Raw genomic sequence first — 24,773 nt, 5'->3', positions numbered from 1 at the left:
GACTTAGCCGTGTTTGTTCTTCAGCTCAAAACGCGGTGAGACCAGCCCATACAATGTCCAGCCGAGGAAGGTCACGATAGAGCCGTATAGCATCGCTTCTTCTCCGGAGGAGTAAAGTGCGTAGAAGCTATACATCGCCCCGATGAACGCCACGATATTCGCCATTCTGGCCTTTTCCGGAGCGACGTTCGCCATTTTCTGGATAATGACCAACGCGGCCATCGACAGAATGTATGGAATGATATTCGTCACCACCGCCAGATTAACCAGCACGTTGAACTGATTATTCAACGACGGGCTGATGGTCATCAGTGATAAACCGCTTTGTATAATCACAATAGCCAGCATTCCCTGCACCGGCGCATCAACTTTAGATACGCGGGAGAAAATTTTGGGGAAATAGCCTTCATCTGCCGATGATTTAAAGACCTGAGCGATGGTAAACTGCCACCCCAGCAATGAACCGCAGCAGGACATTACCATCAATGCCATGATGACCTTACCAACCTCCGGCGTGAACATTTGGGCAAATGCGAGGCCAAATGGCGCGGTGGAGTTTGCCAGATCCATATTGGGTACAATCCCGGCGATGACGTTAGTTGAGACAATATAAATCACCGCCGCTCCTAGCGTGCCCCCGAGAACCGCAATGGGTACGTTGCGCTCCGGATTTTCTACCACATCGGTATTCGCACAGGCAGATTCCAGCCCCAGGAAGGCCCATAAGGTCATGGCAATGGATGATCCTACGGCGCTGAAAAACGGAACGTGGTGCGGGTTCCACGAGTTGGCATAGAGCGTCGGGCTGAACCAGAACCAGCCGATGATACACAGTCCAACGACCGGAATAATCACGCCCCAGACGGTAATACTACTGATCTGACCGGTAATACGCGCCCCACCAAAGTTAGCGACGGTACAGAGCCACAGGACTCCGATAGTTGCGACACCAATATGCAAAGGACTTAGCGTGACGCCCAGCAGTTCGGTACCGTACCCGACGGCAGAAATGGCGATAGCGACGTTCGCAATGAGTAGCGAGACGCCATACGTGTAATTCGCCATAAAGTTACCGGATTTTCCGAACGCATACTCCGCATAACCGCCCATACCTCCAGCTTTGCGGCTGAACATTCCGCACTTGGCGAACGCCCATGCCAGCGCCATCGAACCGACGGCGGTAACCAGCCACGAGATGATAGAAATGGTTCCGACCTCCGCCAACTTGGTTGGCAGCATAATAATCCCGGACCCCATCATGTTAACAATCGTCAGGATAGTGAGCTGGACAACGCCCATTTTATTGGACTTAGACTTGCTCATAGCGATTCCCCTTTCAACAGAGATCGCTGTGGCTCGCGCAGTTTAATGACGTAGCACCACACCTGCTTGCGTCCATCGTGTTCTTCGATATAGACGCCTTGTAATTCAGGTGCAAAGCCTGGTAACAGATTGATTCCTTCTTCCAGTGCGCTGAAATAATGCAGTACGGAGCCACCCCAGATCTCACCTGGTACTACGCAAAGTACTCCCGGTGGGTAAGGAAGAGCCCCTTCTGCTGCGATGCGTCCTTCAGCATTCGCCAGGCTAACCAGCTCAACCTCACCTCGTAAATAGGCGTAGTTTGCCTCTTGAGGATTCATACTGATACGAGGGAAATGCGATTGACGGAACATCTCTTTCTGCAGCTGTTTAACATTGTGGCGGGTGTAGAGATCGTGCATTTCCTGGCATAGCTGACGTAGGGTGTATCCGGCATAACGTGCTTCATGCTGTTTGTACACTGACGGTAGAACCTCTGCCAGAGGAGCGTCGCAATCCAGTAGTTTTTCGAAACGAGCCAGCAGTGCGACCAGTTGCTGTAATTTCGCCATATCTTCTGCTGGGGTGAGCAGGAACAAAATGGAGTTAAGGTCGCATTTTTCTGGGACAACACCGTTTTCGCGCAAGAAGTTGGCGAGGATGGTCGCGGGGACCCCGAAGGTATCATATTCGCCGGTACGGGCCTTGATACCCGGTGTAGTGAGCAGAAGTTTACACGGGTCAACGAAATACTGATTTTCGGCATAGCCGTCGAATGCATGCCAGCTTTCGCCGGGGACAAAATGGAAAAAGCGCAGATCGTTGGCGATTTGGCTGGTTGCGTACGATTCCCATGGCTGACCATCGACGCTGTCTGGTACAAACGGGCGAATGTGATGGCAGTTCTCAAGGATCAACTTACGCGCATCAATACCGTTCATCACGCAATCCATCCACATATTGCGCCCGCTCAAGCCGTCATGCATTTTGGCGTTAACATCCAGCGCCGCGAATAGTGGGTAGAACGGACTGGTGGAAGCATGCATCATAAACGCGTTGTTTATACGCTTATGCGGAACATAGCGAGGCTGACCTTTAATATGGCGGTCTTTTTTATGGATTTGAGATGTTTGGGAGAAGCCGGCCTGCTGCTTGTGTACCGACTGAGTCACTAAGATACCCGGATCGTTTTCATTCAGATCTAGTAGCAATGGAGAGCAATCGGCCATCATTGGGATGAATTGCTCATAGCCGACCCATGCGGAGTCAAACAGGATGTAATCGCACAGGTGTCCAATCGTATCCACCACCTGGCGGGCGTTGTAAATGGTACCGTCATAAGTACCGAGTTGAATCACCGCCAGGCGGAAAGGACGTGCGTCTCTGGCACGCTGTGGCGCCACTTCGCTAATCCGTTCGCGCAGATAGCTTTCCTCAAAGCAATGGGCGTCTATTCCACCAATAAAGCCGTACGGATTGCGAGCGGTTTCTAGATATACAGGTGTCGCGCCTGCCTGAAGTAACGCACCGTGATGGTTGGACTTATGATTATTACGATCAAACAGCACCAGATCGCCTGGCGTTAACAGGGCATTAAGTACGACTTTATTGGATGATGATGTGCCGTTGAGGACAAAATAGGTTTTGTCTGCATTAAACACTTTTGCTGCATGTTGTTGCGCGATACAGGGTGCGCCTTCATGGATAAGCAGATCGCCCATGGCAACATCGGCGTTGCACAGATCGGAACGGAAAAGCGTTTCGCCAAAGTATTCAACAAATTGATTGCCAGCCGGATGACGACGGAAAAAATCGCCGCCCTGGTGCCCAGGGCAATCAAAAGCGCTGTTACCCTGATTAACGTAGTCGACCAGCGCACGAAAGAAAGGCGGCCGCAGTTGGGTTTCATAGTGACTAGCGGCGGTTTCCAACTGGCGGCCATAGAATGCACATCGCTCGGATCCGTATTCGAAGACCCCCGAAATTCGCGATAGATAGTCTGAAGGTACTCGTTCTTCGTCATGCACTGCGACAAAGACAGGAATTCCGTATCCCGTTGCTTCAATTTTATCGAGTTTTCCTTCTTCAATATCATTGATGGAAATCACTGCGGCGGCAATGTCAATAAATGTAGTTTCATCAATGTTAATTATTTTTCGTTGAGTGGAGAAGTAATTCTGGCACGTGTTGCTTACGGCTATTTTTAATTCTGACATTTACATTTACCTTTTTTTTGGTAATAACAGGCCCTCAACTTCTCAAATGAGAAATTGATATCTCCGGAAAAAAAACATATTTACTGATAAAGGAATCTGTAAATTGTTTTTTTGGATGAACAGGCTAAACCCTAACCAGTCCGGTTACGGTAAACTCAGGGTTTAGTCAGGCGAGCACCAAGGAATACAGGCAGTTGCCTGTAATGCAGGGGTCAGGAAGACCTGTATGCGGAAGTGCCCGTAGTCGAAGGACTATCGGGCATTAAAGAAATGAAAGTCGAAACTGTTACGGTGGGAGAACATCATAATATGTGTTGTTCGCCTTATGTGTGGCATGGTTCGGTTATTATTTTCCATTTTTAGCGTTCCTTTCAGTTGTTTGTTGAAAGTAACGTCATTTTATTCATAAAACTGGTAGTTTCCGTGAAGTTGATCAATTAAATAGATCAATGGCGATATTTTTTGCTTATTTTTGTTGCTTTTATGTGATTATTCTCTTTGTTGTTTGGATTATGTTAATACAATGTTTGTTTTCATGATTGAAATGACAAAATGGCCAGAAAATATATTTTCTGGCCATAAAGTTAGTGATGTAAGGGAATTAAAAATAAATTCAAAATAAGAGAATAACAATTCACGGCATAAACCGATAGCCGATCCCCGTTTCGGTCAGTAAATGCTGCGGGCGCGCCGGGTCAACTTCCAGCTTTTGCCGCAGATGCCCCATATAAATGCGTAAATAATGGCTGTGTTCCACCGCATTTGGCCCCCACACCTGATTGAGCAGCTGGCGCTGGGTGAGGACCTTGCCGGGATTATTTAACAGCACCGCCAGCAGACGGAATTCAATCGGCGTCAGGTGGAGCTCTTCGTCACCGCGGACGATGCGGCGGGCGGGAATATCGACTTCAATATCGGCGAAGCGCACCAGCGGCTCGTCGGCTTGCGCGCCGGCATGTCGGCGCATCGCAACTCTCAATCTCGCCTGCAGTTCGCCAATGCCAAAGGGCTTACTAAGATAGTCATCGGCGCCGGCGTCAAGCGCGGCAATTTTATCGTGCTCCTCGGTGCGAGCCGACAGCACGATAATTGGCATCTGACTCCACTGGCGCACGTCGCGAATAAATTCATTGCCGTCGCCGTCGGGTAGCCCAAGATCGAGGATGACTAAATCAGGTTTGCGGGTTGCAGCTTCAATAAGACCCCGCTGCAGGGTATCGGCTTCAAATACGCGCATACCGTCGGCTTCCAGCGCGGTGCGCAGAAAGCGACGGATTGCATGTTCATCTTCAATAATCAGTACGTTTATCACCCGTTCTTCCCGTTCAGACAGATAGGACCCTCTCCTTCAGAAACGCCTCCCGGGCTACTCGCGCGCAAGACCGGTAGCCCGGGCAGGCGCACAGCGGGCATCTGGCCGGGGCAGCGTTACGCCGCTCCGCTCCATTCATCCAGCCCCGGGGCCGTTTCCCTGGGGAGTGTAACACGGAAGCAGGCACCGCCCTCTGGCCGCGTATAGGCGCCGATCGTACCGCCGTGCACTTCAACGATCGCCCGACAGATGGCCAGACCCAGCCCGACGCCAGGGATCGCCGACTCTTTATGTCCGCGGGCGAACTTATCAAAGATAGCCTGTTCCTGGCCCGTTGGGATCCCGGGGCCATTATCCCACACCTCTAAGCGCAGCTGCTGCTCATCGGCCTGCGCCGCAATGCCGATCTGCGCTTTCGAGCCGGCATATTTCAGCGCATTCTCCAGCAGATTAATCAGCACTCGTTCAAACAGCGGGCCGTCGACGTGAACCAGCAGCAGCGGATCGGGTAGCGCCAGCTGAATATGCTGCCCGCCGAGCCCCGGTTCCAGCATCCGCAGGGCGCTGCCGATCACCTCTTCGAGCGTCAGCCACTCTTTATGTAAGTTAAATCCGCCGGACTGAATGCGCGCCATATCCAGCAGATTATTGACCAGCCGGGTCGTATTCAGCACGTGTTGACGAATCTCATTTGCCTGCGGAGCATGTTTCGAGCCTTCGCTGGCGAGGTCGAGCGTCAGAATTTCCGCCTGTCCGAAGAGAACGGTCAACGGCGTACGCAAATCATGGGAGAGTGCCGCCAGCAGCGAGTTGCGCAGGCTTTCCCGCTCACTGTTAAATCGGGCCTGCTCTTCGCTGGCGGTGAGGGTCAGCCGTTCCAGCGCGCTAGCGACCAGTAGCGTAAAGGTTTCCAGCAGGCGCTGCTGTTCAGGAATCATCAGCTGACGCAGGTTTTCGGGTTCCACCACCAGCAGTCCCCAGGTCCGGGCGGCGCTTTTCAGCGGTAAGATTTGATAGGGAACGCCGGGCAGCGTATCGGTGCCGGCGCCGGCGGGCTGGCCCTTATCGAAGCTCCAGCGGGCGATGGCATCGTCCCATGAGGTCAGCCCCGGCTGGTGGGTGAGCGGGTGCAGTTTGCCGCTACTGTCGGGGAGCAGCAGCTGCCCGCGGGCCTGGAAGGTGGAGGCGATAAAGCGCTCGCTGGTCGCGGCAATGTCATCCTCGCTGCGTCCGACCGCCAGCGCTTTTGACATCTCATACAGATGGCGGGTGCGCTGCTCACGATAACGCGCCACGCGGGCCTGATAGCGGACGCCGGCAGTAAGATTCCCGATCAGCAGACCGACGGTCAGCATGACGCCAAAGGTCAGCAGGTATTGTACGTCGGAAACCGCCAGCGTACCGCGCGGCGACACAAAGAACAGGTCGAAGCTGACCACGTTGATAACCGTCGCCAGCACCGACGGCCAGCGGCCGTATAGCAGCGCAATAATCACCACGCCAAGCAGATAGAGCATGACCAGGTTGGCCGCTTCAAAGGCCACCAGCCACTGCATCGCCACCAGCGTAATGATCGCGCAGAGCGCCAGCGCCACGAAGCAGCCCTGGATTTGCACGCGCCACTTCTCCATAGCGGTACGGCTATCGCTGGCCCGCGTGGGCAGAGGGGCGCTTTTCTCATCAAGGGCGATGACCACCAGATCGAGGTCGGGCGCGTCGCGCGCCAGGCGATCGGCGAATCCGCTGCGGTTCCACCAGCGGCGTTTTCCCTGACGGCCAATCACGATTTTGCCCAGATTATGCTCGCGGGCGTAGTGCAGTACGGCTTTCTCTTCGGACGGGTTGGAGAGCGTGGCGGTTTCCGCCCCTAACTCCTGCGCGAGCCGCAGGGCGGCGAGAATGGCCCGCCGCCTGGCTTCCGGCAGACGGTGCAGGGAAGGGGTTTCGACATAAACCGCATGCCAGATACTGCCAAATCGTGCGGCCAGTCGCGCGGCGGCGCGTACCAGTTTTTCACTGCCGGTATTATGGCCGATGCACAGCAGAAGGGTGTCGCGGGTATGCCAGACTTTTTCCTGCCCCTGACGGTCGCGCCAGGCGCGCATCTGTTCATCGACCCGATCGGCGGTCCGGCGCAAAGCCAGTTCACGCAGGGCAATCAGATTTCCCTTGCGGAAAAAGTTTTCGATAGCCCGCTCCGCCTGGCCGCCGATATAGACCTTGCCTTCATTCAGGCGCTGACGGAGATCGTCAGGAGGCAGGTCGACCAGCACAACATCGTCGGCGGCGTCAAAAAAGGGGTCGGGGACGGTTTCGCGCACCTGAACGCCGGTAATGCCGCTGACGACATCGTTCAGGCTTTCGAGGTGCTGGACGTTCACGGTGGTAAACACGTCGATACCGGCATCGAGAAGCTCTTCGACATCCTGCCAGCGTTTGGGGTGGCGCGAGCCTGGCGCATTGCTGTGCGCCAGTTCATCAACCAGGATCAGCGCCGGCCGGCGCGCCAGCGCGGCATCGAGATCGAATTCGTGGACGTAGCGTCCACGATGAGAGAGGCGGCGCTGGGGGAGGGTGCTGAGCCCTTCCAGCATCGCCGCGGTCTCTTTCCGACCGTGGGTTTCCGCCACGCCGATCAGAATATCCAGCCCCTGGGCGCGCAGCCGCTGCGCTTCCGCCAACATTGCCCAGGTTTTACCGACGCCCGCACAGGCGCCAAAGAACACTTTTAGCTTGCCGCGATGCGGCTCGCTGGTATGTTGCAGCAGGCGGTCCGGGTCCGGGCGCAGCGGCTCGTCACTCATTTTACTTATCCTTCAGGGCATCCAGCGCCATATTCAGTTGCACTATATTTACCACAGGCTGTCCGAGAAAACTGGCCAGCGGCGTTTGCGTCGCCTCATTCACCAGGCGGGTGACTTGCTCAATACTCAGATTGCGGGCCTTCGCGACGCGAGGGACCTGCCAGAGCGCGGCCGTCGGCGTGAGGTTATTATCCAGCCCGCTTGCCGATGTCGTCACCAGCTCTACCGGAACGCGCGGGTCAGCGTCCGGGTTGGCGAGACGTAGCGCCTGCACGCGTTCGCTGACGGCCTTATCCAGCGCCGGGTTGCTGGCGGCCAGATTACTGCCGCCGGAGGCGAGGGGATTGTACGGCGTTTCAGCGGTCGCCGAAGGGCGTCCCTGGAAATAACCCGCCGCGGTAAAATTCTGGCCAATCAGGCTGGAGCCGCGGACTTCGCCGGCGATGCGGATCAGTGAGCCGTTTGCCTGCTGCGGGAACCACCACTGCCCAAGCGCCGTCGTCAGCAGCGGATAGACACCACCGGTGAGGAGCGTTAACAGAATAAATAGCACAAGTGCCGGTCGAATGAATGACATGGTATTTTCCTCACAGCAGCCCGGTCAGGGTCAGTAACAGATCGATAGCTTTAATACCGATAAACGGCACCAGCAGCCCACCCAGGCCATAGACCCACAGATTACGGCGCAGCATGGCCGAAGCCGACAGCGGGCGATAGCTCACGCCCTTCAGCGCCAGCGGGATCAGGAAGACGATAATCAGCGCGTTAAAGATAACCGCACTCAGAATCGCCGAGGCAGGCGAATGCAGGTGCATGACGTTGAGCATGGCCAGCTGCGGGTAAACGGCGGCAAAGGCGGCCGGAATAATGGCAAAGTACTTCGCCACGTCGTTGGCAATACTGAAGGTGGTCAACGACCCGCGGGTCATCAGCATCTGCTTACCGATGTGCACCACTTCGATCAGTTTGGTCGGGTTGGAGTCGAGGTCCACCATGTTGCCCGCCTCTTTCGCCGCCTGGGTACCGGAGTTCATCGCCACCGCGACATCGGCCTGAGCCAGCGCCGGGGCATCATTAGTACCGTCGCCGGTCATCGCCACCAGACGACCTTCGGACTGGTACTGACGGATCAGCGCCAGTTTGGCTTCCGGCGTCGCTTCGGCAAGGAAATCATCGACCCCCGCTTCAGCGGCAATCGCCGCTGCGGTGAGGCGGTTATCGCCGGTAATCATGACCGTTTTAATGCCCATCTTGCGCAGTTGAGCAAAGCGCTCCTTAATTCCGCCTTTAACGATATCTTTCAGCGAAATAACGCCCAGCACGTGTTTGCCTTCCGCGACCACCAGCGGTGTCGCCCCCTGGCGGGCAACATCTTCCACCTGTTTGTCGACGTCCGCCGGGAAGTGGCCGCCGTTGGCCTCGACATGGCGACGAATGGCGTCGACGGAGCCTTTGCGGATCATCCGCCGATCGATATTAATCCCGCTCATGCGCGTCTGGGCGGTGAAGGGGACGAAGGTCGCTTGCAGCGACTGCAGATCCCGCTCGCGCAGGTTAAAGCGCTGTTTTGCCAGTATCACGATGCTGCGACCTTCCGGCGTTTCATCGGCCAGAGATGAGAGCTGGGCGGCGTCGGCAAGGGTTTTTTCTTCTACGCCTTCCGCAGGTAAAAACGCGGAGGCCTGGCGGTTACCGAGGGTAATCGTCCCGGTTTTATCCAGCAGTAAGACGTCAACGTCGCCGGCGGCTTCTACCGCGCGTCCGCTGGTGGCGATGACGTTGGCGCCCAGCATACGGCTCATTCCGGCGACGCCGATCGCCGAGAGCAGTCCGCCGATCGTGGTCGGAATCAGGCACACCAGCAGCGCCACCAGCACCGTCACGCTGACCGCATTGCCGCTCCAGGCGGAGAACGGCCAGATGGTGGCGGTGGCCAGCAGGAACACCAGCGTGAGGGCGATCAGCAGGATCGTCAGCGCAATTTCATTCGGCGTTTTGCGGCGCTGAGCGCCTTCGACCATGGCGATCATCCGATCAAGGAACGTTTCACCGGGGTTCACGCTACAGCGGATCACCAGCCAGTCAGAAAGAATGCGCGTCCCGCCGGTGACCGATGCAAAGTCGCCGCCGGATTCGCGGATCACCGGAGCGGATTCACCGGTGATGGCGCTTTCGTCCACCGAAGCGCCGCCTTCAATGACCTCCCCGTCGCAGGGAATAATATCGCCTGCTTCCACCAGCACCACATCGCCTTTGCGTAAGTCATCGGCCGGAATATGGTCGACAGGCGCGTCATGCTGCGGCGCGCGCAGCTTGCGAGCAAAAGCGGTTTTTTTCACCCCTTTCAGACTGTTGGCCTGCGCTTTGCTGCGGCCTTCAGCCATCGCTTCGGCGAAGTTGGCGAACAGTACGGTAAACCACAGCCAGATACTCACGGCGGCGGTAAAAGCGGCGCTGCCGGCGAGATGCCCGCTGGCCATCGCCACGGCCAGCAGCGTGGTTATCAGGCTACCCGTCCAGACGATGAACATCACCGGGTTGCGCCACTGCACCGTCGGGCTCAGTTTTTTCACTGCATCCAGCAGCGCCTGGCGCACCAGCGTCGGCTCGAGCAGGGCTAATTGTTTGCGACTCATAACAGGGTGCTCCGCATCACTTAAAGTAAGGAGAAGTGTTCCGCCAACGGGCCGAGCGCCAGGGCAGGAATAAAGGTCAGGGCGCCAACCAGCAGCACGGTACCGATCAGCAGACCGATAAACAGCACATCGTGGGTGGCAAGGGTGCCGGAACTGGTCGGCTGGATCTTTTTACTCACCAGAGAACCGGCGATAGCCATCACCGGCACGATGACCGCGAAACGACCGAACAGCATGCAAAACGCCAGCAGCAGGTTCCAGAATGGCGTTGCTGCGCCGAGGCCGGCGAAGGCGCTGCCGTTGTTATTGGCGGCGGAGGTGACGGCATACAGCACTTCGCTAAAGCCGTGCGGTCCCAGGTTAAACATCCCCGCGCGTCCGGCCTCGGTCATCATCGCCAGCGCGGTACCCAGCAGGACCAGAGTGGGCGTCACGAGGATGGCCAGGGCGATCATTTTCATTTCGCGCACATCGATCTTCTTGCCGAGATATTCCGGCGTCCGGCCGATCATCAGCCCGGCGATAAAGACCGCCAGCATGACGAACAGCAGCATGCCGTACAGGCCCGATCCCACGCCACCGAAGACCACTTCGCCGATCTGCATCAGCCACATGGGAACCATGCCGCCCAGCGCAGTGAAGGAGTCGTGCATGGCGTTGACCGCGCCGCAGGAGGCGGCGGTGGTGACAACCGCGAACAGGCTGCTGGCGAGAATGCCAAAGCGACTCTCTTTGCCTTCCATATTCAGGCTGCTGTCCGCCCCCAGCTGCAGCAGGTGAGGGTTACCGTGGGTTTCTGCCCACATCACCACCGCGACGCAGACGATAAAGATCAGCGTCATGGCCCATAAAATCGCGTGTCCCTGGCGGCGATCGCCGACGACGTCGCCAAAGGCAAAGCACAGCGCGGCCGGGATCAAAAAGATCGCCAGCATTTGCACTATGTTGCTCAGCGCCGTCGGGTTTTCAAACGGGTGCGATGAGTTGGCGTTAAAGAACCCGCCGCCGTTAGTACCCAGCATTTTGATCGCTTCCTGCGAAGCGACCGGCCCCATTGGCAGCGACTGGTGCACGCCTTCCAGCGTGGTGAAGGCCTGATACGGCAGAAAGTTTTGCGGCACGCCCTGCTGAATAAAGAACACGGCGATCAGCAGTGAAATCGGCAGCAGCAGCCATAGGGTAATGCGGGTGAGATCGACCCAGGCGTTGCCAAGGGTGCTGACCTGCTGACGCGACCAGGCGCGGGTGAAGGCAAAAATCACCGCGATGCCGGTTGCCGCCGACAGGAAGTTTTGCACCGTCAGACCGGCCATCTGGCTGAGGTAGCTCAGGGTACTTTCTCCGGCATAGGCCTGCCAGTTGGTGTTGCTGACGAAACTCACCGCCGTATTCAGCGCCAGGTCCCATGAGAGGCCGGGAAGATGCTGAGGGTTGAGCGGCAGTGCGCCCTGAGACATCAGCAGGGCGAACAGCACCATCAGCCCTACGCCATTAAACAGCAGAATGGCGAGCAGATACTGGCACCAGTTCATCTCCTGGGGACGAATCCCCGAGAGCCGCCAAATGCCGCGCTCAATGCCGGCAAGCACCGGCAGCGGGGTATCGTTGATCATTCTGGCCAGCAACGTCCCGGTCGGGCGAGCCAGCACCATCAGCAGCAGAAGAAAACTGGCGATAAGTAAAAATCCTTGTGCGGCCATCAGAATGCCTCCGCATTTATCAGGGCATAGACCAAATAGGCCAGCAACAGGAATACCAGCGCCACGCCAGCAATTACGCCTGCACTCACAATCCACCTCCGGGTGTTTTTACGATTTACCCGGAGGATAGAAATTCTGGTGCAAAGATTTTGCAAAAATCAGAACCGGCGGTGTAAAAAAAATATAAAAATCAGCAAAACCACAAATTAACCAATGATTAGTATTAATTTAACTTTTTTGTAACTCAATTACCGGATGAATGTAAATAAAGACGAAACGAGCTGTTTTTAGTGGTCGGATGAGTAGTAAAATTACATACAAAGCGGTATTATTTTAGCCAGAGATACATTGACACTTTACCGGCGTCGCTTGCCGGCCTGACTAAGGGAGAGAAATTATGGCGTTGTATAAAACTTATCCTGCTCACGTTGTCTTTTTACGTCGTGCTTTCGCCGTCGTGGCTGGCGTAGCAGCACTTCCGGTGATGCTGTTCTGGAAAGACCGGGCCCGCTATTACAGCTGGCTGCACCGCGTATGGGCAAAAACCAGCGAACAGCCGGTGTGGATGGCGCAGGCTGAAAAAGCCGCCGCTGACTTTTACTGATCGCGCCCCCCAGACTGCATAACCGCCGGTTCTCCGGCGGTTTTTTTTTTGCCCGGTCAGACGACCTCTGCTTGCGCCTGCGCGCCTCCTGCAACACTCTATATCTGAATTTCCTGATGCTTCCCTCGCGGGCTACGTACCCGGCCGGGAGGTATCGAATCCATGAATGTTACTGATTGCAGGAGTTTTATGGCCACTCATCTGGTTTGGTTTCGCGCTGACCTACGTATCCATGACAACCTGGCGCTTGCCGCCGCCTGTCGCGATCCGCATGCCCGCGTGCTGGCGCTGTTTATCGCCACGCCGGGCCAGTGGCATCAGCACGGTATGGCGCCGCGGCAGGCGGCATTTATCGTCCGCCATCTGCGTAGCCTGCAGTCAGCTCTTGCCGAGCGAGGAATTGCGTTGCAGGTGGCGGAGGCGGCGGATTTTTCGGCCAGCGTCCAGCTGCTGGCTGACTATTGCGCGCAGCAGCAGGTCAGCCACCTGTTTTATAACTACCAGTACGAAATCAACGAGCGTCAGCGCGATGCGGCGGTGGAAAAGCGGCTGAGCGGCGTGGTATGTCACGGGTTTGACGATGCGCTTTTACTGTCCCCAGGCAGCGTGCTGACCGGGAATCACGAAATGTATAAGGTGTTTACGCCCTTTAAAAATGCCTTTCTCCGTCGACTGCGCGAGGCGCTGCCGGAGTGCGTGGCCGCACCGACGGTACGTGGTCACGGCCCCCTGACGCCAGCGCCGCTGCCGGAGATCCGCTATCCGCAGGAGGCTTTTGATCCCCACCTTTTTGCCGACGATGAGAAAACGGCTATCGCCCGACTGCGCCGTTTCTGCCAGCAAAAAGCCGCCGATTATGACCAGCAGCGTGATTTCCCCGCCACGGAAGGCACCAGCCGGCTGTCGCCATGTCTGGCCGTAGGCGTTCTTTCCCCGCGCCAGTGCCTGCATCGACTGCTGGCTGAGCAGCCGGCGGCGCTCGACGGTGAAGCAGGCTCCGTCTGGCTAAACGAACTGATCTGGCGGGAGTTTTATCGACATTTGATGGTGTTCTACCCGGACTTATGCAAAGGTCGCCCGTTCATTGCCTGGACCGATAACGTGACATGGCGTGACGATGTGCAAGGATTAGAGGCGTGGCAAGCCGGGAAAACGGGTTTTCCGATCGTCGATGCCGCGATGCGCCAGCTCAATGCCACGGGCTGGATGCATAACCGGCTGCGGATGATTGCCGCCAGTTTTCTGGTCAAGGACCTGCGTATCGACTGGCGCGCGGGCGAGCGCTATTTTATCAACCAGCTGATTGATGGCGACCTGGCGGCGAATAACGGCGGGTGGCAGTGGGCAGCGTCGACAGGCACCGACGCCGCCCCTTATTTTCGTATATTTAATCCGACCACCCAGGGAGAGAAGTTCGATAAGGCCGGGACATTTATTCGGCAGTGGCTGCCAGAGCTGGCCGATGTCCCTGATAACGCGCTGCATCAGCCGTGGATCTGGGCCGATAAACAGAGGGTGAGCCTGAACTATCCGCGTCCGCTGGTCGATCACAAGCAGGCGCGACTGGAGACGTTGGCGGCCTGGGAGGCCGCCAGTAAAAGCCTTACTCCACGGCCAGGGCGCGGGTCCTGACCCGCAGGGCGTGATACAGCCAGATTATCAGCACCAGGCCGACACAGGCTAAAGCCCCCCAGGTGATTTGGCTGAACACGTTGATATAGGCATCAATGGCGTAGCTGGTCGCACCGGCTTCATCGAACGCACCCTGTGCTGTCTGGTCGGCAATCACGCCGGCCAGATAGTTGGCGATGGCGCCGGAGAGCAGCATATAGATGCCGGTCAGCACGCCGGTCACGCCGGGGATTTCGATACGGGTGATTTGCGACATCGCCACCGGGTCGATAAACAATTCGGCAAAGCCCATTACCGCGAGGCCCAGTACCATCAGCGGCATCGACGATTGTCCGTAGGCGGCCGACCAGCGTGCGCTCAGGGTCAGAATGCAGAAGCCGGCGCTCATCAGCCCCAGACCCAGCGCAAATTTACCCCAGATCCGCACGGTACGGTTGCCGTTGATATTCTCTTTCACCAGCCAGGCCAGCACCATTCCGCAGAGCATGACCGCAAAGGCGTTCACCGACTGGAACATCGCGGTCGGGACCTCATAACTCATGATATGCCGGTTCACGAAGCGGTCGATATACAGGCTGATGGAGCTGCCGCCCTGCTGAGCGAAAGCCCAAAACAGCAGGCTGAATCCGGTCAGGACGATAATGAGTCGCAGGTCTCGACGCTGTTTGGCCGTCTCTGCCCGCCGATAAATTCTGGCCAGTACCACCAGGCCGACAATCGTCGCCACGATCAGCGCATAGACCGACCACTCCTGCCAGAACAGCACGGTGATCAGCAGCGGGGCCACGATCAGCAGAACCAGCAGCCAGCCCCAGTTGGGCAGCATAAAGCGGCGCGCGCAGAGCGCCTGGCGATTGACGCCCGAGGTGTGACGGAAATGGCGACTGCCGCAGAGGAAAATCACCAGTCCGGCAATCATCCCGACGGCGGCGAGGGCGAAGCCCATGGCCCAGCTGTACTCTTCCTGCACATATCCGCAGGCGATGGGGGCGACGATCGAGCCGATATTCCCCGCCGCATACATCAGCGAGAAGCCGCCATCGCGGCGTGGATCGGTGGGTTCGTACAGCTCTCCCAACAGGCAGCTGACGTTGGATTTAAACAATCCGTAGCCGCAGACGATGATGGCGAGCGACAGATAGAGGAAGGTTGGCGCAATTTCGCTGGCACCCAACACCAAATGGCCAATGGCCATCAACAACGCGCCGAGCATCACCGCCATCCGGTTGCCGAGGAGCTTATCGGCCAGGAAACCGCCGAGAATCGGCGTGACGTAGACCAGAGAGCAGTATGCGCTGAAGAGGGCGTAGGCGTGGCTATCGTCGTACTTAAGCTGATTGGTGAGATACAAAATCAGCAGCGCCCGCATCCCGTAAAAACTGAAGTATTCCCAAATTTGCAGCGCGACGACGTAATAGATTGCGCGCGGTTGCGATGATTGTCTGTTCATGTAACGCCTGGTTCCTGCCGTAAAACGAAAGTCGATCTTTCTGCATGAATAGCGGTTTAGCAGTGTTATTCATGGCCTTAAAGGCTTTCTGGTTATTTAATATGCTTTTATAATGCATAAATATACACGAATGCATCACGGGGTGGGTAGACAAATTGCGGGATTAAGCTAAAAGTCAAACGAGCGTCTCTCACGCAGAGGCTATCGACGATCTACGCGGATACCGCTATGTTATGCCTGTGCACAAAATGATGACCTGATGGAGCGGCAATGAAAAATAGCGAACTGGAACAACTGATTAACGAAAAGCTCAATAGCGCGACATTCAGCGACTACGCGCCAAATGGCCTTCAGGTGGAAGGGCGTGAGACGGTGCAAAAAATTGTCACCGGCGTCACCGCCAGCCAGGCGCTGTTGGACGAGGCCGTGCGCCTGCAGGCAGATGCGGTGATCGTCCATCATGGTTATTTCTGGAAAGGTGAATCGCCGGTGATTCGCGGCATTAAGCGCCAGCGCCTGAAGACGCTGCTGGCAAATGATATCAACCTCTATGGCTGGCATCTGCCGCTGGATGCCCACCCGGAGCTGGGGAATAACGTCCAGCTGGCGCAGCTGCTGGGGATCACCGTCATGGGGGAAATTGAGCCGCTGGTCCCGTGGGGAGAGCTGTCGATGCCGGTTTCCGGGCTGGAGCTGGCTTCGTGGATTGAGGCGCGCCTGGGGCGCAAGCCGCTGTGGTGCGGTGATACCGGGCCAGATAAAGTGGCCCGTGTCGCCTGGTGTACCGGCGGTGGCCAGAGCTTTATTGACAGCGCCGCTCGCTTTGGCGTCGATGCGTTTATTACCGGTGAAGTCTCGGAGCAAACTATCCACTCCGCGCGCGAGCAGTCCCTGCATTTTTATGCTGCCGGACACCATGCCACCGAACGCGGCGGTATTCGCGCGTTGAGCGAATGGCTGACGGAAAATACCGATCTGGATGTGACCTTTATTGATATTCCCAACCCGGCCTGATGAGAGAGAAAGAAAAGTGCAGCGAGCGCGTTGTTACATGTTAGGCGAAACCGCCGTGGTTCTGGAGCTCGAACCCCCGGTCACGCTGGAAAGTCAAAAGCGTATCTGGCGCCTGGCTCAGAGACTGGCGGATCACGAAGAGGTCCTGGATGCGATACCGGGGATGAACAATATTACCGTGGTCCTGCGCCATCCGCAGGAGATGGCATGGGATGCGATTGAGCAGTTGCAGCGCTGGTGGGAGGAGAGCGAGGCGCTTGAGCCACAGTCGCGGCTGATGACCATTCCGGTTATCTACGGCGGCGAAGACGGCCCCGACCTGGCGAACGTGGCGCTTCACAGCGGGTTGACTGAACAGCAGGTTGTCGAACTGCACGCCTCCGTCGAGTACGTGGTGTGGTTTCTTGGTTTCCAGCCGGGATTTCCTTATCTCGGCGGACTGCCGGAGCGTTTAGCGATGCCGCGACATGCGGAACCGCGTCTGCGGGTCCCCGCCGGCTCTGTCGGCATCGGCGGCGCGCAAACCGGCGTGTATCCGCTGGCGACTCCGGGTGGATGGCAGCTGCTGGGCCGTACGCCGCTGGCGCTCTTTGATCCATTGCGTCAGGAGCCCGTGCTGCTGCGTTCCGGCGATCGAGTCCGCTTTGTGCCGCAAAAGGAGGGGGTATGTTGAAGATGATCCGCGCCGGAATGTACTCTTCGGTACAGGATGGCGGACGTGAAGGACAGCGACAGTCGGGGATCAGTCTCTGCGGTGCGCTGGATAAACCCTCGCTGGTGATTGCTAACCTGTTGGTCGGCAACGCGGGAAATGCTGCCGCGCTGGAGATTACGCTCGGCCAGGTGGATATTCAGTTTGAACGTGACTGCTGGTTTGCGCTGACCGGTGCCGCCTGTGAAGCAATGCTGGACGGCGAGCCGGTATGGGTCGGCTGGCGAATGGCGGCGAAGGCCGGGCAGCATCTGGTGCTTAAAACCCCGCAGTATGGGATCCGCAGCTATCTGGCGGTAGCCGGGGGCATTGATGTTCCGGAGGTGCTCGGTTCGCGCAGTACCGATCTGAAAGTCGGCATTGGCGGCCTTGAAGGGCGACGCCTGCAGGATGGCGATCGGCTGAAGCTGGGAAAAGCGTCCCGACGATTCAGTACGTCGCGGGGCGTTAAGTCACTGCCGATCGGCAATCGCATCCGCGCGTTACCGGGGCCGGAGTACCATGAATTTGATCGGGCCTCGCAAGGGGCGTTCTGGCGTTCCCCCTGGCAGCTTAGCGCCCAGAGCAACCGGATGGGATATCGTCTGCAGGGCCAACCGCTTACGCGCACCACCCATCGCGAAATGTTTTCGCACGGCCTGCTGCCGGGGGTGGTACAGGTTCCGCATAACGGTCAGCCGATTGTCTTGATGAACGATGCGCAGACCACCGGCGGCTATCCGCGAATTGCCTGCATTATCGACGCTGATATGTACCAGCTGGCGCAAATTCCGCTGGGCCAGCCGATTCATTTTGTTCCGTGCACGCTGGAAGAGGCGTTGAAAGCACGTGCGGATCAGCAGCGCTATCTGGAACAACTGGCATGGAGACTGAGCGATGATCATTGATTTAAATGCCGATCTGGGGGAAGGCTGTGCGAGCGATAGCGCGTTGTTACAGCTGGTCTCCTCCGCCAATATCGCCTGCGGTTTTCATGCCGGCGATGCGTTACTGATGCATAAATGCGTGCGCGAGGCGTTGAAAAACGGCGTGGCCGTCGGGGCGCATCCCAGCTTTCCCGATCGGGAAAATTTTGGCCGCACCGCAATGCAGCTGCCGCCGGAGACGGTCTATGCCCAGATGCTGTATCAGATTGGCGCGCTGGCGGCGATCGTGCGCGCGGAAGGCGGCGAACTGAAGCACGTGAAGCCGCACGGTATGCTCTACAACCAGGCGGCAAAAGAGGCGCCGCTGGCCGATGCGATTGCCCGGGCTGTGCGAGATTTCGATCCTGCGCTGATCCTGGTCGGGCTGGCCGGCAGCGAATTAATTCGCGCCGGACAACATTACAAGTTGGTCACGCGGCAGGAGGTCTTTGCCGATCGCGGGTACCTGGCTGACGGTAGCCTGGTGCCGCGTTCACAGCCCGGGGCACTTATCGACAGCGAAGAGCAGGCGTTGGCGCAGACCCTGGAAATGGTGCAGCATAATCGGGTACGCAGTCTCACCGGTGAATGGGCGCATGTTATCGCTGACACCGTGTGTCTTCACGGTGACGGTGAACATGCGCTGGATTTTGCGCGCCGTTTGCGTGCGGCTTTTGCCGGACGCAATATTCAGGTCAGCGCGGAAACAGAAGAATAAAACAATAATTATTAAGGCATTACAGCACTCACAACAACACTCACAACTAACAGGACGTTATCATGGGAGAAGCGATATCTCTCTGGCCGCTGATCGGCATTGCCGTGATTGTGGTCGGATTTGTTTTGCGTTTTAATCCGGTTTTAGTGGTCATTATCTCTGGAATTGTTACCGGCGTGGCGGCGCAAATGCCCATCGCCACCATTCTGGAAAAGCTGGGGGAGGGGTTTCTTAACACCCGCAACCTGCCATTTATTCTCTTGCTGCCGCTGGCGGTCATTGGGCTACTTGAACGGCATGGCCTGAAAGAGCGCGCCCAGGCGTGGATCGCGAAGATCCACAGCGCCACCGCCGGACGTCTGCTGATCGTCTACCTGTTCGTGCGCGAAGCGACGGCTGCGCTGGGGTTAACCAGCCTGGGGGGCCATCCGCAAATGGTGCGTCCGCTGCTGGCGCCGATGGCGGAAGGGGCGGCGGAAAAAACGTTAGGTCCGCTTCCCGGCAGCATTCGCTATCGCTTACGTGCGATGTCGGCGGCGACGGACAACGTCGGCCTGTTCTTTGGCGAAGACATTTTCGTCGCCTTCGGCGCCATCATCTTTATGCACAACTTTATGCTGGAGTCCGGTGGGATCCAGACCGAACCGTTGCATATTGCCCTGTGGGGGATCCCGACGGCGATTTGCGCCTTCGCGATCCATTCCGCGCGTCTGTGGCGACTCGATCGTCACCTGCAGCGCGAGCTGGATAAACTGAACGCCGCCGCACAGGCGAAAGGCGGTGTCGCATGAATTTTCAACAAACCTGGCTCTACTGGCTGGCGGGTGTCGTTCTGCTGGTGGTCGCGGTCATGTCATGGCGCGACAAAAGCAACCCTCGTCGCCTGACCACCGGCCTGTTCTGGGGGCTGTACGGTCTGCTGTTCCTGCTTGGCGACTGGACTTATCAGCTGGTAGACGACAAGCGCTCGGTCAATATTGCCGTCGGCGTTGCCGTCGTGGCGCTGGCGCTGATCGCCGGTTTTGGCGGTGTCAGGCTGGGTAGCTATCACCAGCGCACCGAGGAAGAGCGAACCGCCAGCGCGACCCGCCTGGGTAACCGACTGTTTTATCCGGCGCTGGCTATTCCGGTTGTCACGGTGATCGGGGTGCTGCTGTTTAATAACCTGCCATCGTGGCAAGTCCGGGTGTTTGGCCCGGGTAATCATGCCACGCTGATTACGCTGTTTTCGATGACAGCCGGGACGCTGATTGGCCTGATGATGGCGATTCGCATGACCCGGGAAAAGGTCGCGCAGCCGCTGCAGGAGGCGCGTCGTCTGCTGGATTCGGTAGGCTGGGCGTTTATTTTGCCGCAGATCCTGGCGGTGCTGGGGCTGCTGTTTACCACTGCCGGAGTGGGTAACAGTATTGCCTGGCTCACCGAGCATTATCTGGCGGTGGACAGCCGCTTTGTCGCTGTGGCGGTCTACACCATCGGCATGGCGCTGCTGACGATGGTCATGGGCAATGCGTTTGCCGCCTTCCCGATTGTCACGGCGGGGATTGGTATTCCGATTCTGGTGCTTCAGCACGGCGGTAATCCGGCGGTGATGGCGGCGATCGGTATGTTCTCCGGCTACTGCGGCACCCTGATGACGCCGATGGCGGCAAACTTCAACATCGTGCCGGCGGCGCTGCTGGAACTGCCGGATAAAAATGCGGTGATTAAGGCTCAGATTCCGACCGGCGTACTGCTGCTGATCGTCAACGTATTTCTACTCTATTTCCTGATGTTCCTGTAAGGAGGAAAGATGGCGGGCGTATTAATCACCGGGTTTGAACCCTTTGGCGGTGAGGCGGTGAACCCTTCATGGGAAGTGGTGAAGCAGCTTGATGGCGCGATGGTGGCCGGTGAGCGCGTGGTCGCGCGACAGCTGCCCTGTGTATTTGGTGAGGCCCTGACGGCGCTGTATGCGGCGCTGGATGAGCATCAACCGGTGTTAACGATAGCGGTCGGGCAGGCGGGTGGTCGTGTCGATATTACCGTCGAACGTGTCGCGATAAACGTCGATGATGCGCGTATTCCCGATAATAAAGGCCAGCAGCCGGTTGACGTGCCGGTAGTGGCCGACGGTCCGGCGGCCTGGTTCAGCAGCCTGCCGGTGAAAGCAATTGTCGCGGCGCTGCGCGAGCAGGGCATACCGGCATCGGTGTCGCAAACGGCGGGGACATTCGTCTGCAACCATGTGATGTATGGTCTGCTGCATGCATTAAACGGGCGAAGCGGGGCAAAAGGCGGCTTTATCCATATTCCGTACCTCCCGGAGCAGGCGGCCGCCCATCCGGGTGAGGCGAGTATGGCGGTACAAACGGTCCGTGCGGCGCTGGAGACGGCGATTGCCGTCTCACTGCGCCAGGAGGGGGATGTGAAAATTGTCGGCGGTGCGACGCACTAACAGAAGGACGCTATTATGCCGGAAGGTCCGGAGATCCGCCGCGCGGCGGATAGCCTGGAGGCGGCGGTCAAAGGCGAACCTCTTACCGATGTCTGGTTCGCTTTTCCGCAGCTACAGGTGTATCAGGCTCCGCTGGTGGGCCAGCGGGTAACCCACATAGAAACCCGCGGCAAAGCGCTGTTGACGCATTTCTCCGGCGGGTTGACGCTCTACAGTCATAATCAGCTGTACGGCGTCTGGCGCGTGGTGGAGGCGGGCGAACAGCCGGTCAGCAACCGCGTGCTTCGGGTCAGGCTGCAGACGGCGGAGAAGGCGATTTTGCTCTATAGCGCGTCGGATATCGCTATTCTGACGCCGGAGCAGCTGGCTACCCATCCGTTTTTATTGCGGGTTGGACCCGATGTGCTGGATATGACGCTGACCGCGGAATCGGTCAAAGCTCGCCTGCTGTCGGCCAGATTCCGCCGACGGCAGTTTTCCGCTTTGTTGCTGGATCAGGCGTTTCTGGCCGGACTGGGAAACTATTTACGGGTGGAGATTCTCTGGCAGGTCGGGTTGAGCGGGCGGCATAACGCATCGGCGCTCGATGATAAGCAGCTCGACGCCCTGGCCCATGCGCTGCTGGATATTCCGCGCCTGTCGTATCGCACCCGCGGGGCGGTGGATGAGAATAAACATCATGGCGCGCTGTTCCGCTTTAACGTTTTCCATCGTGATGGCGAAATCTGCGAGCGCTGCGGCGGGATTATCGAGAAAACGATGCTCGCGTCGCGACCGTTTTACTGGTGTCCGGGGTGCCAGCGTTAGCGATGCGTTGTTCGCTTTTTAAGCTATCGTGCCCGTCTTTCGTGCCGGTTGACCAATCCGGCAGTGGTGTGGCAGTGGTGTAAGAGTCAGTTATCTCAATGAGGTTGCCGATTTTTTATGCGACGCTGTCAGGTTTTCAACATCTTTGCAGGAGTTTCTGTCCCGTCGTTCGCTGTTAAGCCAGGGATGTTGTTTTTACGCTGGTTTGTGCGAAAGAGGTCTATCGCGTGGGTTCCGTGGAGTATATCGTTCACTTTTGTGGCATGTTCCGTTCACGGTGAATCCGCCACTTTTCTTACGCCCGCTGCGGGTGAACGGCATGGGGGGCGTTTCGCTCGCCCCCCATGACCCCCGGCATTGCGCTGAAAACGGCCGCTACGCGGTATGCTCCACTCCGGCTTCATCTGGCGGACCGGGCCGGACTCGACGTCCCTGTCTCGACCGATCCTCTGACCACTGTCCTGGCGGTCAGTCCTGGATGTGCGCCTGCGTTCCCGCCCGTTCACCTGTCGCGCAGGAAACAGTCGCGTGCGGAACCTCACGTGAACGGAATATTCCACAGAACACATGCCCCGAAGTACGAAAATTACTTTCGCGCCAACTACCGTTTACCGGCATCGCCCTGGTCCACGATAAACAAAAAAAAAGCTGGCCACCTTAAGTGGCCAGCATGACGTTCGCAGACGCGTTTTTTGTCTTCAGGATCGAATTTAGCCTTTGGCCACGTCGGATTTGAAGTCGCGTTTTTCGTAGCCGGTATACAGCTGACGCGGACGCGCGATTTTCATGCCGTCGCTGTGCATTTCGTTCCAGTGAGCAATCCAGCCTACGGTACGCGCCATCGCGAAGATAACGGTAAACATGGAGGACGGAATGCCCATCGCTTTCAGAATGATACCGGAGTAGAAATCGACGTTCGGGTAGAGTTTCTTCTCGATGAAGTACGGGTCGTTGAGCGCGATGTGCTCAAGTTCCATGGCCACTTCCAGCAGATCGTCTTTGGTGCCCAGTTCTTTCAGCACTTCATGGCAGGTTTCACGCATTACGGTGGCGCGCGGGTCGTAGTTTTTGTACACGCGGTGGCCGAAGCCCATCAGACGGAAAGAGTCGTTTTTGTCTTTCGCGCGACGGACAAATTCCGGAATGTGCTCAACGGAACTGATCTCTTCCAGCATCTTCAGCGCAGCTTCGTTCGCGCCACCGTGCGCCGGTCCCCACAGGGAGGCGATGCCCGCAGCGATACAGGCGAACGGGTTCGCGCCAGAAGAACCTGCGGTACGGACGGTGGAGGTGGATGCGTTCTGTTCGTGGTCAGCGTGCAGGATCAGGATACGGTCCATGGCGCGTTCCAGTACCGGGTTAACCTCGTAGGTTTCACACGGCGTGGAGAACATCATATTCAGGAAGTTGCCCGCGTAAGAGAGGTCGTTGCGCGGATAAACGAAAGGCTGGCCGATTGAATATTTGTAACACATTGCTGCCATTGTCGGCATTTTGGACAGCAGGCGATAGGCGGCGATTTCACGGTGGCGCGGATTGTTGACATCCAGGGAGTCGTGATAGAACGCGGCCAGCGCGCCGGTGATACCGCACATCACCGCCATCGGGTGAGAGTCACGGCGAAACGCGTGGAACAGACGGGTAATCTGCTCGTGGATCATGGTGTGGCGGGTAACGATGGTCTTGAATTCGTTGTACTGTTCCTGGTTCGGCTTTTCACCGTTCAGCAGGATGTAACACACTTCGAGGTAGTTGGACTCGGTCGCTAACTGATCGATCGGGAAACCACGGTGGAGCAGGATACCTTCATCACCATCGATAAAGGTGATTTTAGATTCACATGATGCGGTGGAAGTGAAACCAGGGTCAAAGGTGAATACGCCTTTTGATCCAAGACTACGAATATCAATAACATCCTGACCGAGCGTGCCCTTTAGCACATCCAGTTCAATAGCAGTATCACCGCCTAGGGTGATTTTTGCTTTAGCATCAGACATTTATGGTCTCCTTAGCGCCTTTATTGCGTAAGACTGCCGGGTGTGGATTTGCCTTCGGCCCGTGCCTGACTACGTTACCAGTTTGTTATGTTGCACACAGCTCTGCGTCAGCGGAAATTGCAGGGTACAGAGCAAAGGCGCTTGATGGTACGTCTTCAGCCTACGACGAAACAGCAGCAAATCAGCGTTTTAGCAGTCCGAATTTAAAAATCTGTATACCACTAATAACTGTCCTGATTACATCGGTCAATACCATCACACTGTTGCATAACTTATTCTCAGGTGAAAGAGTGACCCCATAACTTTTGAGCATTATTGCATTTATCTGGTAATGGTTGTAACAAGAATGTTTAATATTTGTCAAATCAGGTGATTAAAATTTAAAATAATGTTGTTATCGTGACATCGATCACTGTTCCGGACAAAACCCGACAAACTATATGTAGGTTAATTGTAATGATTTTGTGAACGGCCTATACTGCCGCCAGGTCTCCGGAACACCCTGCAATCCCGAGCCACCCAGCGTT

Annotated in this window: 22 protein-coding genes; 10 read left to right on the top strand and 12 right to left on the bottom strand. The window is 57.0% G+C overall.

The genetic code is table 11. The features are described 5' to 3' along the window. Positions 1 to 3: 3 nt before the first annotated feature. From potE to kdpF, 9 genes are all read right to left on the bottom strand, one after another. Positions 4 to 1,323, bottom strand: a complete 1,320-nt coding sequence (potE, locus tag DSD31_RS18035; protein ID WP_064359736.1) for a putrescine-ornithine antiporter — start codon at positions 1,321 to 1,323, stop codon at positions 4 to 6. Then, positions 1,320 to 3,518: an ornithine decarboxylase SpeF gene (gene speF / locus DSD31_RS18030; protein ID WP_113991228.1), complete on the bottom strand. Its 2,199-nt coding sequence runs from the start codon at positions 3,516 to 3,518 to the stop codon at positions 1,320 to 1,322. Before speF ends, potE begins: the two co-directional genes overlap by 4 nt. A 252-nt stretch (positions 3,519 to 3,770) precedes the next feature. Further along, on the bottom strand, positions 3,771 to 3,875 hold the full coding sequence (gene speFL, locus DSD31_RS18025; protein WP_113991227.1) for a leader peptide SpeFL: 105 nt from the start codon (positions 3,873 to 3,875) through the stop codon (positions 3,771 to 3,773). Positions 3,876 to 4,152: 277 nt separating this feature from the next. After that, the gene (gene kdpE / locus DSD31_RS18020; protein WP_004859617.1) at positions 4,153 to 4,830 is read right to left on the bottom strand and encodes a two-component system response regulator KdpE; all 678 of its coding nucleotides are present in this window, start codon (positions 4,828 to 4,830) and stop codon (positions 4,153 to 4,155) included. A gap of 116 nt (positions 4,831 to 4,946) precedes the next feature. After that, positions 4,947 to 7,634 carry a two-component system sensor histidine kinase KdpD gene (kdpD, locus tag DSD31_RS18015; protein WP_004859619.1) on the bottom strand — a complete coding sequence of 896 codons (2,688 nt, stop codon included), beginning with the start codon at positions 7,632 to 7,634 and terminating at the stop codon, positions 4,947 to 4,949. Position 7,635: 1 nt separating this feature from the next. Continuing rightward, a complete protein-coding gene (gene kdpC / locus DSD31_RS18010) occupies positions 7,636 to 8,211 on the bottom strand; it encodes a potassium-transporting ATPase subunit KdpC (protein WP_004859621.1) in 576 nt (191 codons plus the stop codon). 10 nt (positions 8,212 to 8,221) lie between these two features. Next, the gene (gene kdpB, locus DSD31_RS18005) at positions 8,222 to 10,270 is read right to left on the bottom strand and encodes a potassium-transporting ATPase subunit KdpB (protein ID WP_015584876.1); all 2,049 of its coding nucleotides are present in this window, start codon (positions 10,268 to 10,270) and stop codon (positions 8,222 to 8,224) included. 20 nt (positions 10,271 to 10,290) lie between these two features. Next, entirely contained in the window at positions 10,291 to 11,970 is a 1,680-nt protein-coding gene (gene kdpA / locus DSD31_RS18000) for a potassium-transporting ATPase subunit KdpA (RefSeq protein ID WP_113991226.1), read from the bottom strand. Continuing rightward, positions 11,970 to 12,059 (bottom strand): K(+)-transporting ATPase subunit F, encoded by a 90-nt coding sequence (gene kdpF / locus DSD31_RS17995; protein WP_015584874.1) that lies wholly within the window; start codon positions 12,057 to 12,059, stop codon positions 11,970 to 11,972. Before kdpF ends, kdpA begins: the two co-directional genes overlap by 1 nt. Before the next feature lie 308 nt (positions 12,060 to 12,367). Between kdpF and DSD31_RS17990 the strand changes: the two genes are divergently transcribed. Together DSD31_RS17990 and phrB are read left to right on the top strand one after the other, a co-directional pair. Continuing rightward, positions 12,368 to 12,574 (top strand): DUF2517 family protein, encoded by a 207-nt coding sequence (locus DSD31_RS17990; protein WP_004859627.1) that lies wholly within the window; start codon positions 12,368 to 12,370, stop codon positions 12,572 to 12,574. 189 nt (positions 12,575 to 12,763) lie between these two features. After that, complete coding sequence (gene phrB / locus DSD31_RS17985) at positions 12,764 to 14,206, top strand: deoxyribodipyrimidine photo-lyase (protein WP_075808792.1); 1,443 nt, start codon at positions 12,764 to 12,766, stop codon at positions 14,204 to 14,206. Here the strand turns inward: phrB and dtpD are convergent. Then, the gene (gene dtpD / locus DSD31_RS17980) at positions 14,178 to 15,656 is read right to left on the bottom strand and encodes a dipeptide permease DtpD (protein WP_004859642.1); all 1,479 of its coding nucleotides are present in this window, start codon (positions 15,654 to 15,656) and stop codon (positions 14,178 to 14,180) included. The genes phrB and dtpD overlap by 29 nt on opposite strands. Positions 15,657 to 15,926: 270 nt before the next feature. Here dtpD and DSD31_RS17975 point away from each other — a divergent pair, with 270 nt between their 5' ends. The 8 genes from DSD31_RS17975 (at position 15,927) to nei (ending at position 22,249) form a co-directional block, all read left to right on the top strand. Next, positions 15,927 to 16,670 carry a type 2 GTP cyclohydrolase I gene (locus tag DSD31_RS17975; protein WP_032716908.1) on the top strand — a complete coding sequence of 248 codons (744 nt, stop codon included), beginning with the start codon at positions 15,927 to 15,929 and terminating at the stop codon, positions 16,668 to 16,670. Positions 16,671 to 16,686: 16 nt separating this feature from the next. Next, positions 16,687 to 17,343 (top strand): 5-oxoprolinase subunit PxpB, encoded by a 657-nt coding sequence (gene pxpB, locus DSD31_RS17970; RefSeq protein ID WP_015584872.1) that lies wholly within the window; start codon positions 16,687 to 16,689, stop codon positions 17,341 to 17,343. Then, positions 17,337 to 18,269 carry a 5-oxoprolinase subunit PxpC gene (gene pxpC / locus DSD31_RS17965; protein ID WP_044349706.1) on the top strand — a complete coding sequence of 311 codons (933 nt, stop codon included), beginning with the start codon at positions 17,337 to 17,339 and terminating at the stop codon, positions 18,267 to 18,269. Before pxpB ends, pxpC begins: the two co-directional genes overlap by 7 nt. After that, on the top strand, positions 18,259 to 19,005 hold the full coding sequence (gene pxpA / locus DSD31_RS17960; RefSeq protein WP_004859649.1) for a 5-oxoprolinase subunit PxpA: 747 nt from the start codon (positions 18,259 to 18,261) through the stop codon (positions 19,003 to 19,005). The genes pxpC and pxpA overlap by 11 nt, the downstream gene beginning before the upstream one ends. 62 nt (positions 19,006 to 19,067) lie before the next feature. After that, positions 19,068 to 19,796, top strand: a complete 729-nt coding sequence (locus tag DSD31_RS17955; RefSeq protein ID WP_004859651.1) for a DUF969 domain-containing protein — start codon at positions 19,068 to 19,070, stop codon at positions 19,794 to 19,796. Further along, positions 19,793 to 20,788, top strand: coding sequence for a DUF979 domain-containing protein (locus tag DSD31_RS17950; RefSeq protein WP_044349708.1), 996 nt, complete (start codon positions 19,793 to 19,795; stop codon positions 20,786 to 20,788). The genes DSD31_RS17955 and DSD31_RS17950 overlap by 4 nt, the downstream gene beginning before the upstream one ends. 9 nt (positions 20,789 to 20,797) lie before the next feature. After that, on the top strand, positions 20,798 to 21,442 hold the full coding sequence (gene pcp, locus DSD31_RS17945; protein WP_015584869.1) for a pyroglutamyl-peptidase I: 645 nt from the start codon (positions 20,798 to 20,800) through the stop codon (positions 21,440 to 21,442). A 15-nt stretch (positions 21,443 to 21,457) separates the two neighbouring features. Beyond that, on the top strand, positions 21,458 to 22,249 hold the full coding sequence (gene nei, locus DSD31_RS17940) for an endonuclease VIII (protein ID WP_071359243.1): 792 nt from the start codon (positions 21,458 to 21,460) through the stop codon (positions 22,247 to 22,249). A gap of 710 nt (positions 22,250 to 22,959) precedes the next feature. On the opposite strand, the gene DSD31_RS17935 is transcribed toward nei, so the two are convergent. Together DSD31_RS17935 and DSD31_RS26700 are read right to left on the bottom strand one after the other, a co-directional pair. Continuing rightward, positions 22,960 to 24,246 (bottom strand): citrate synthase, encoded by a 1,287-nt coding sequence (locus DSD31_RS17935; protein ID WP_004859660.1) that lies wholly within the window; start codon positions 24,244 to 24,246, stop codon positions 22,960 to 22,962. Between the two features lie 181 nt (positions 24,247 to 24,427). Continuing rightward, positions 24,428 to 24,559, bottom strand: coding sequence for a hypothetical protein (locus DSD31_RS26700; RefSeq protein ID WP_418325369.1), 132 nt, complete (start codon positions 24,557 to 24,559; stop codon positions 24,428 to 24,430). Positions 24,560 to 24,773 lie beyond the last annotated feature (214 nt).

Source organism: Klebsiella sp. X13 (assembly GCF_003323835.1).
Classification (GTDB): domain Bacteria; phylum Pseudomonadota; class Gammaproteobacteria; order Enterobacterales; family Enterobacteriaceae; genus Klebsiella; species Klebsiella ornithinolytica.
The sequence above is the reverse complement of the archived record's forward strand: the minus strand, read 5'-3'. Positions and strand labels throughout refer to the sequence as shown.

What these genes read in the sequence shown, in the direction of transcription:
- potE (WP_064359736.1), bottom strand. Translation starts at nt 1,323, where the DNA reads ATGAGCAAGTCTAAGTCCAATAAAATGGGCGTTGTCCAGCTCACTATC.
- speF (WP_113991228.1), bottom strand. Translation starts at nt 3,518, where the DNA reads ATGTCAGAATTAAAAATAGCCGTAAGCAACACGTGCCAGAATTACTTC.
- speFL (WP_113991227.1), bottom strand. Translation starts at nt 3,875, where the DNA reads ATGGAAAATAATAACCGAACCATGCCACACATAAGGCGAACAACACAT.
- kdpD (WP_004859619.1), bottom strand. Translation starts at nt 7,634, where the DNA reads ATGAGTGACGAGCCGCTGCGCCCGGACCCGGACCGCCTGCTGCAACAT.
- kdpC (WP_004859621.1), bottom strand. Translation starts at nt 8,211, where the DNA reads ATGTCATTCATTCGACCGGCACTTGTGCTATTTATTCTGTTAACGCTC.
- kdpB (WP_015584876.1), bottom strand. Translation starts at nt 10,270, where the DNA reads ATGAGTCGCAAACAATTAGCCCTGCTCGAGCCGACGCTGGTGCGCCAG.
- kdpA (WP_113991226.1), bottom strand. Translation starts at nt 11,970, where the DNA reads ATGGCCGCACAAGGATTTTTACTTATCGCCAGTTTTCTTCTGCTGCTG.
- DSD31_RS17990 (WP_004859627.1), top strand. Translation starts at nt 12,368, where the DNA reads ATGGCGTTGTATAAAACTTATCCTGCTCACGTTGTCTTTTTACGTCGT.
- phrB (WP_075808792.1), top strand. Translation starts at nt 12,764, where the DNA reads ATGGCCACTCATCTGGTTTGGTTTCGCGCTGACCTACGTATCCATGAC.
- dtpD (WP_004859642.1), bottom strand. Translation starts at nt 15,656, where the DNA reads ATGAACAGACAATCATCGCAACCGCGCGCAATCTATTACGTCGTCGCG.
- DSD31_RS17975 (WP_032716908.1), top strand. Translation starts at nt 15,927, where the DNA reads ATGAAAAATAGCGAACTGGAACAACTGATTAACGAAAAGCTCAATAGC.
- pxpC (WP_044349706.1), top strand. Translation starts at nt 17,337, where the DNA reads ATGTTGAAGATGATCCGCGCCGGAATGTACTCTTCGGTACAGGATGGC.
- pxpA (WP_004859649.1), top strand. Translation starts at nt 18,259, where the DNA reads ATGATCATTGATTTAAATGCCGATCTGGGGGAAGGCTGTGCGAGCGAT.
- DSD31_RS17955 (WP_004859651.1), top strand. Translation starts at nt 19,068, where the DNA reads ATGGGAGAAGCGATATCTCTCTGGCCGCTGATCGGCATTGCCGTGATT.
- DSD31_RS17950 (WP_044349708.1), top strand. Translation starts at nt 19,793, where the DNA reads ATGAATTTTCAACAAACCTGGCTCTACTGGCTGGCGGGTGTCGTTCTG.
- pcp (WP_015584869.1), top strand. Translation starts at nt 20,798, where the DNA reads ATGGCGGGCGTATTAATCACCGGGTTTGAACCCTTTGGCGGTGAGGCG.
- nei (WP_071359243.1), top strand. Translation starts at nt 21,458, where the DNA reads ATGCCGGAAGGTCCGGAGATCCGCCGCGCGGCGGATAGCCTGGAGGCG.
- DSD31_RS17935 (WP_004859660.1), bottom strand. Translation starts at nt 24,246, where the DNA reads ATGTCTGATGCTAAAGCAAAAATCACCCTAGGCGGTGATACTGCTATT.
- DSD31_RS26700 (WP_418325369.1), bottom strand. Translation starts at nt 24,559, where the DNA reads ATGCTCAAAAGTTATGGGGTCACTCTTTCACCTGAGAATAAGTTATGC.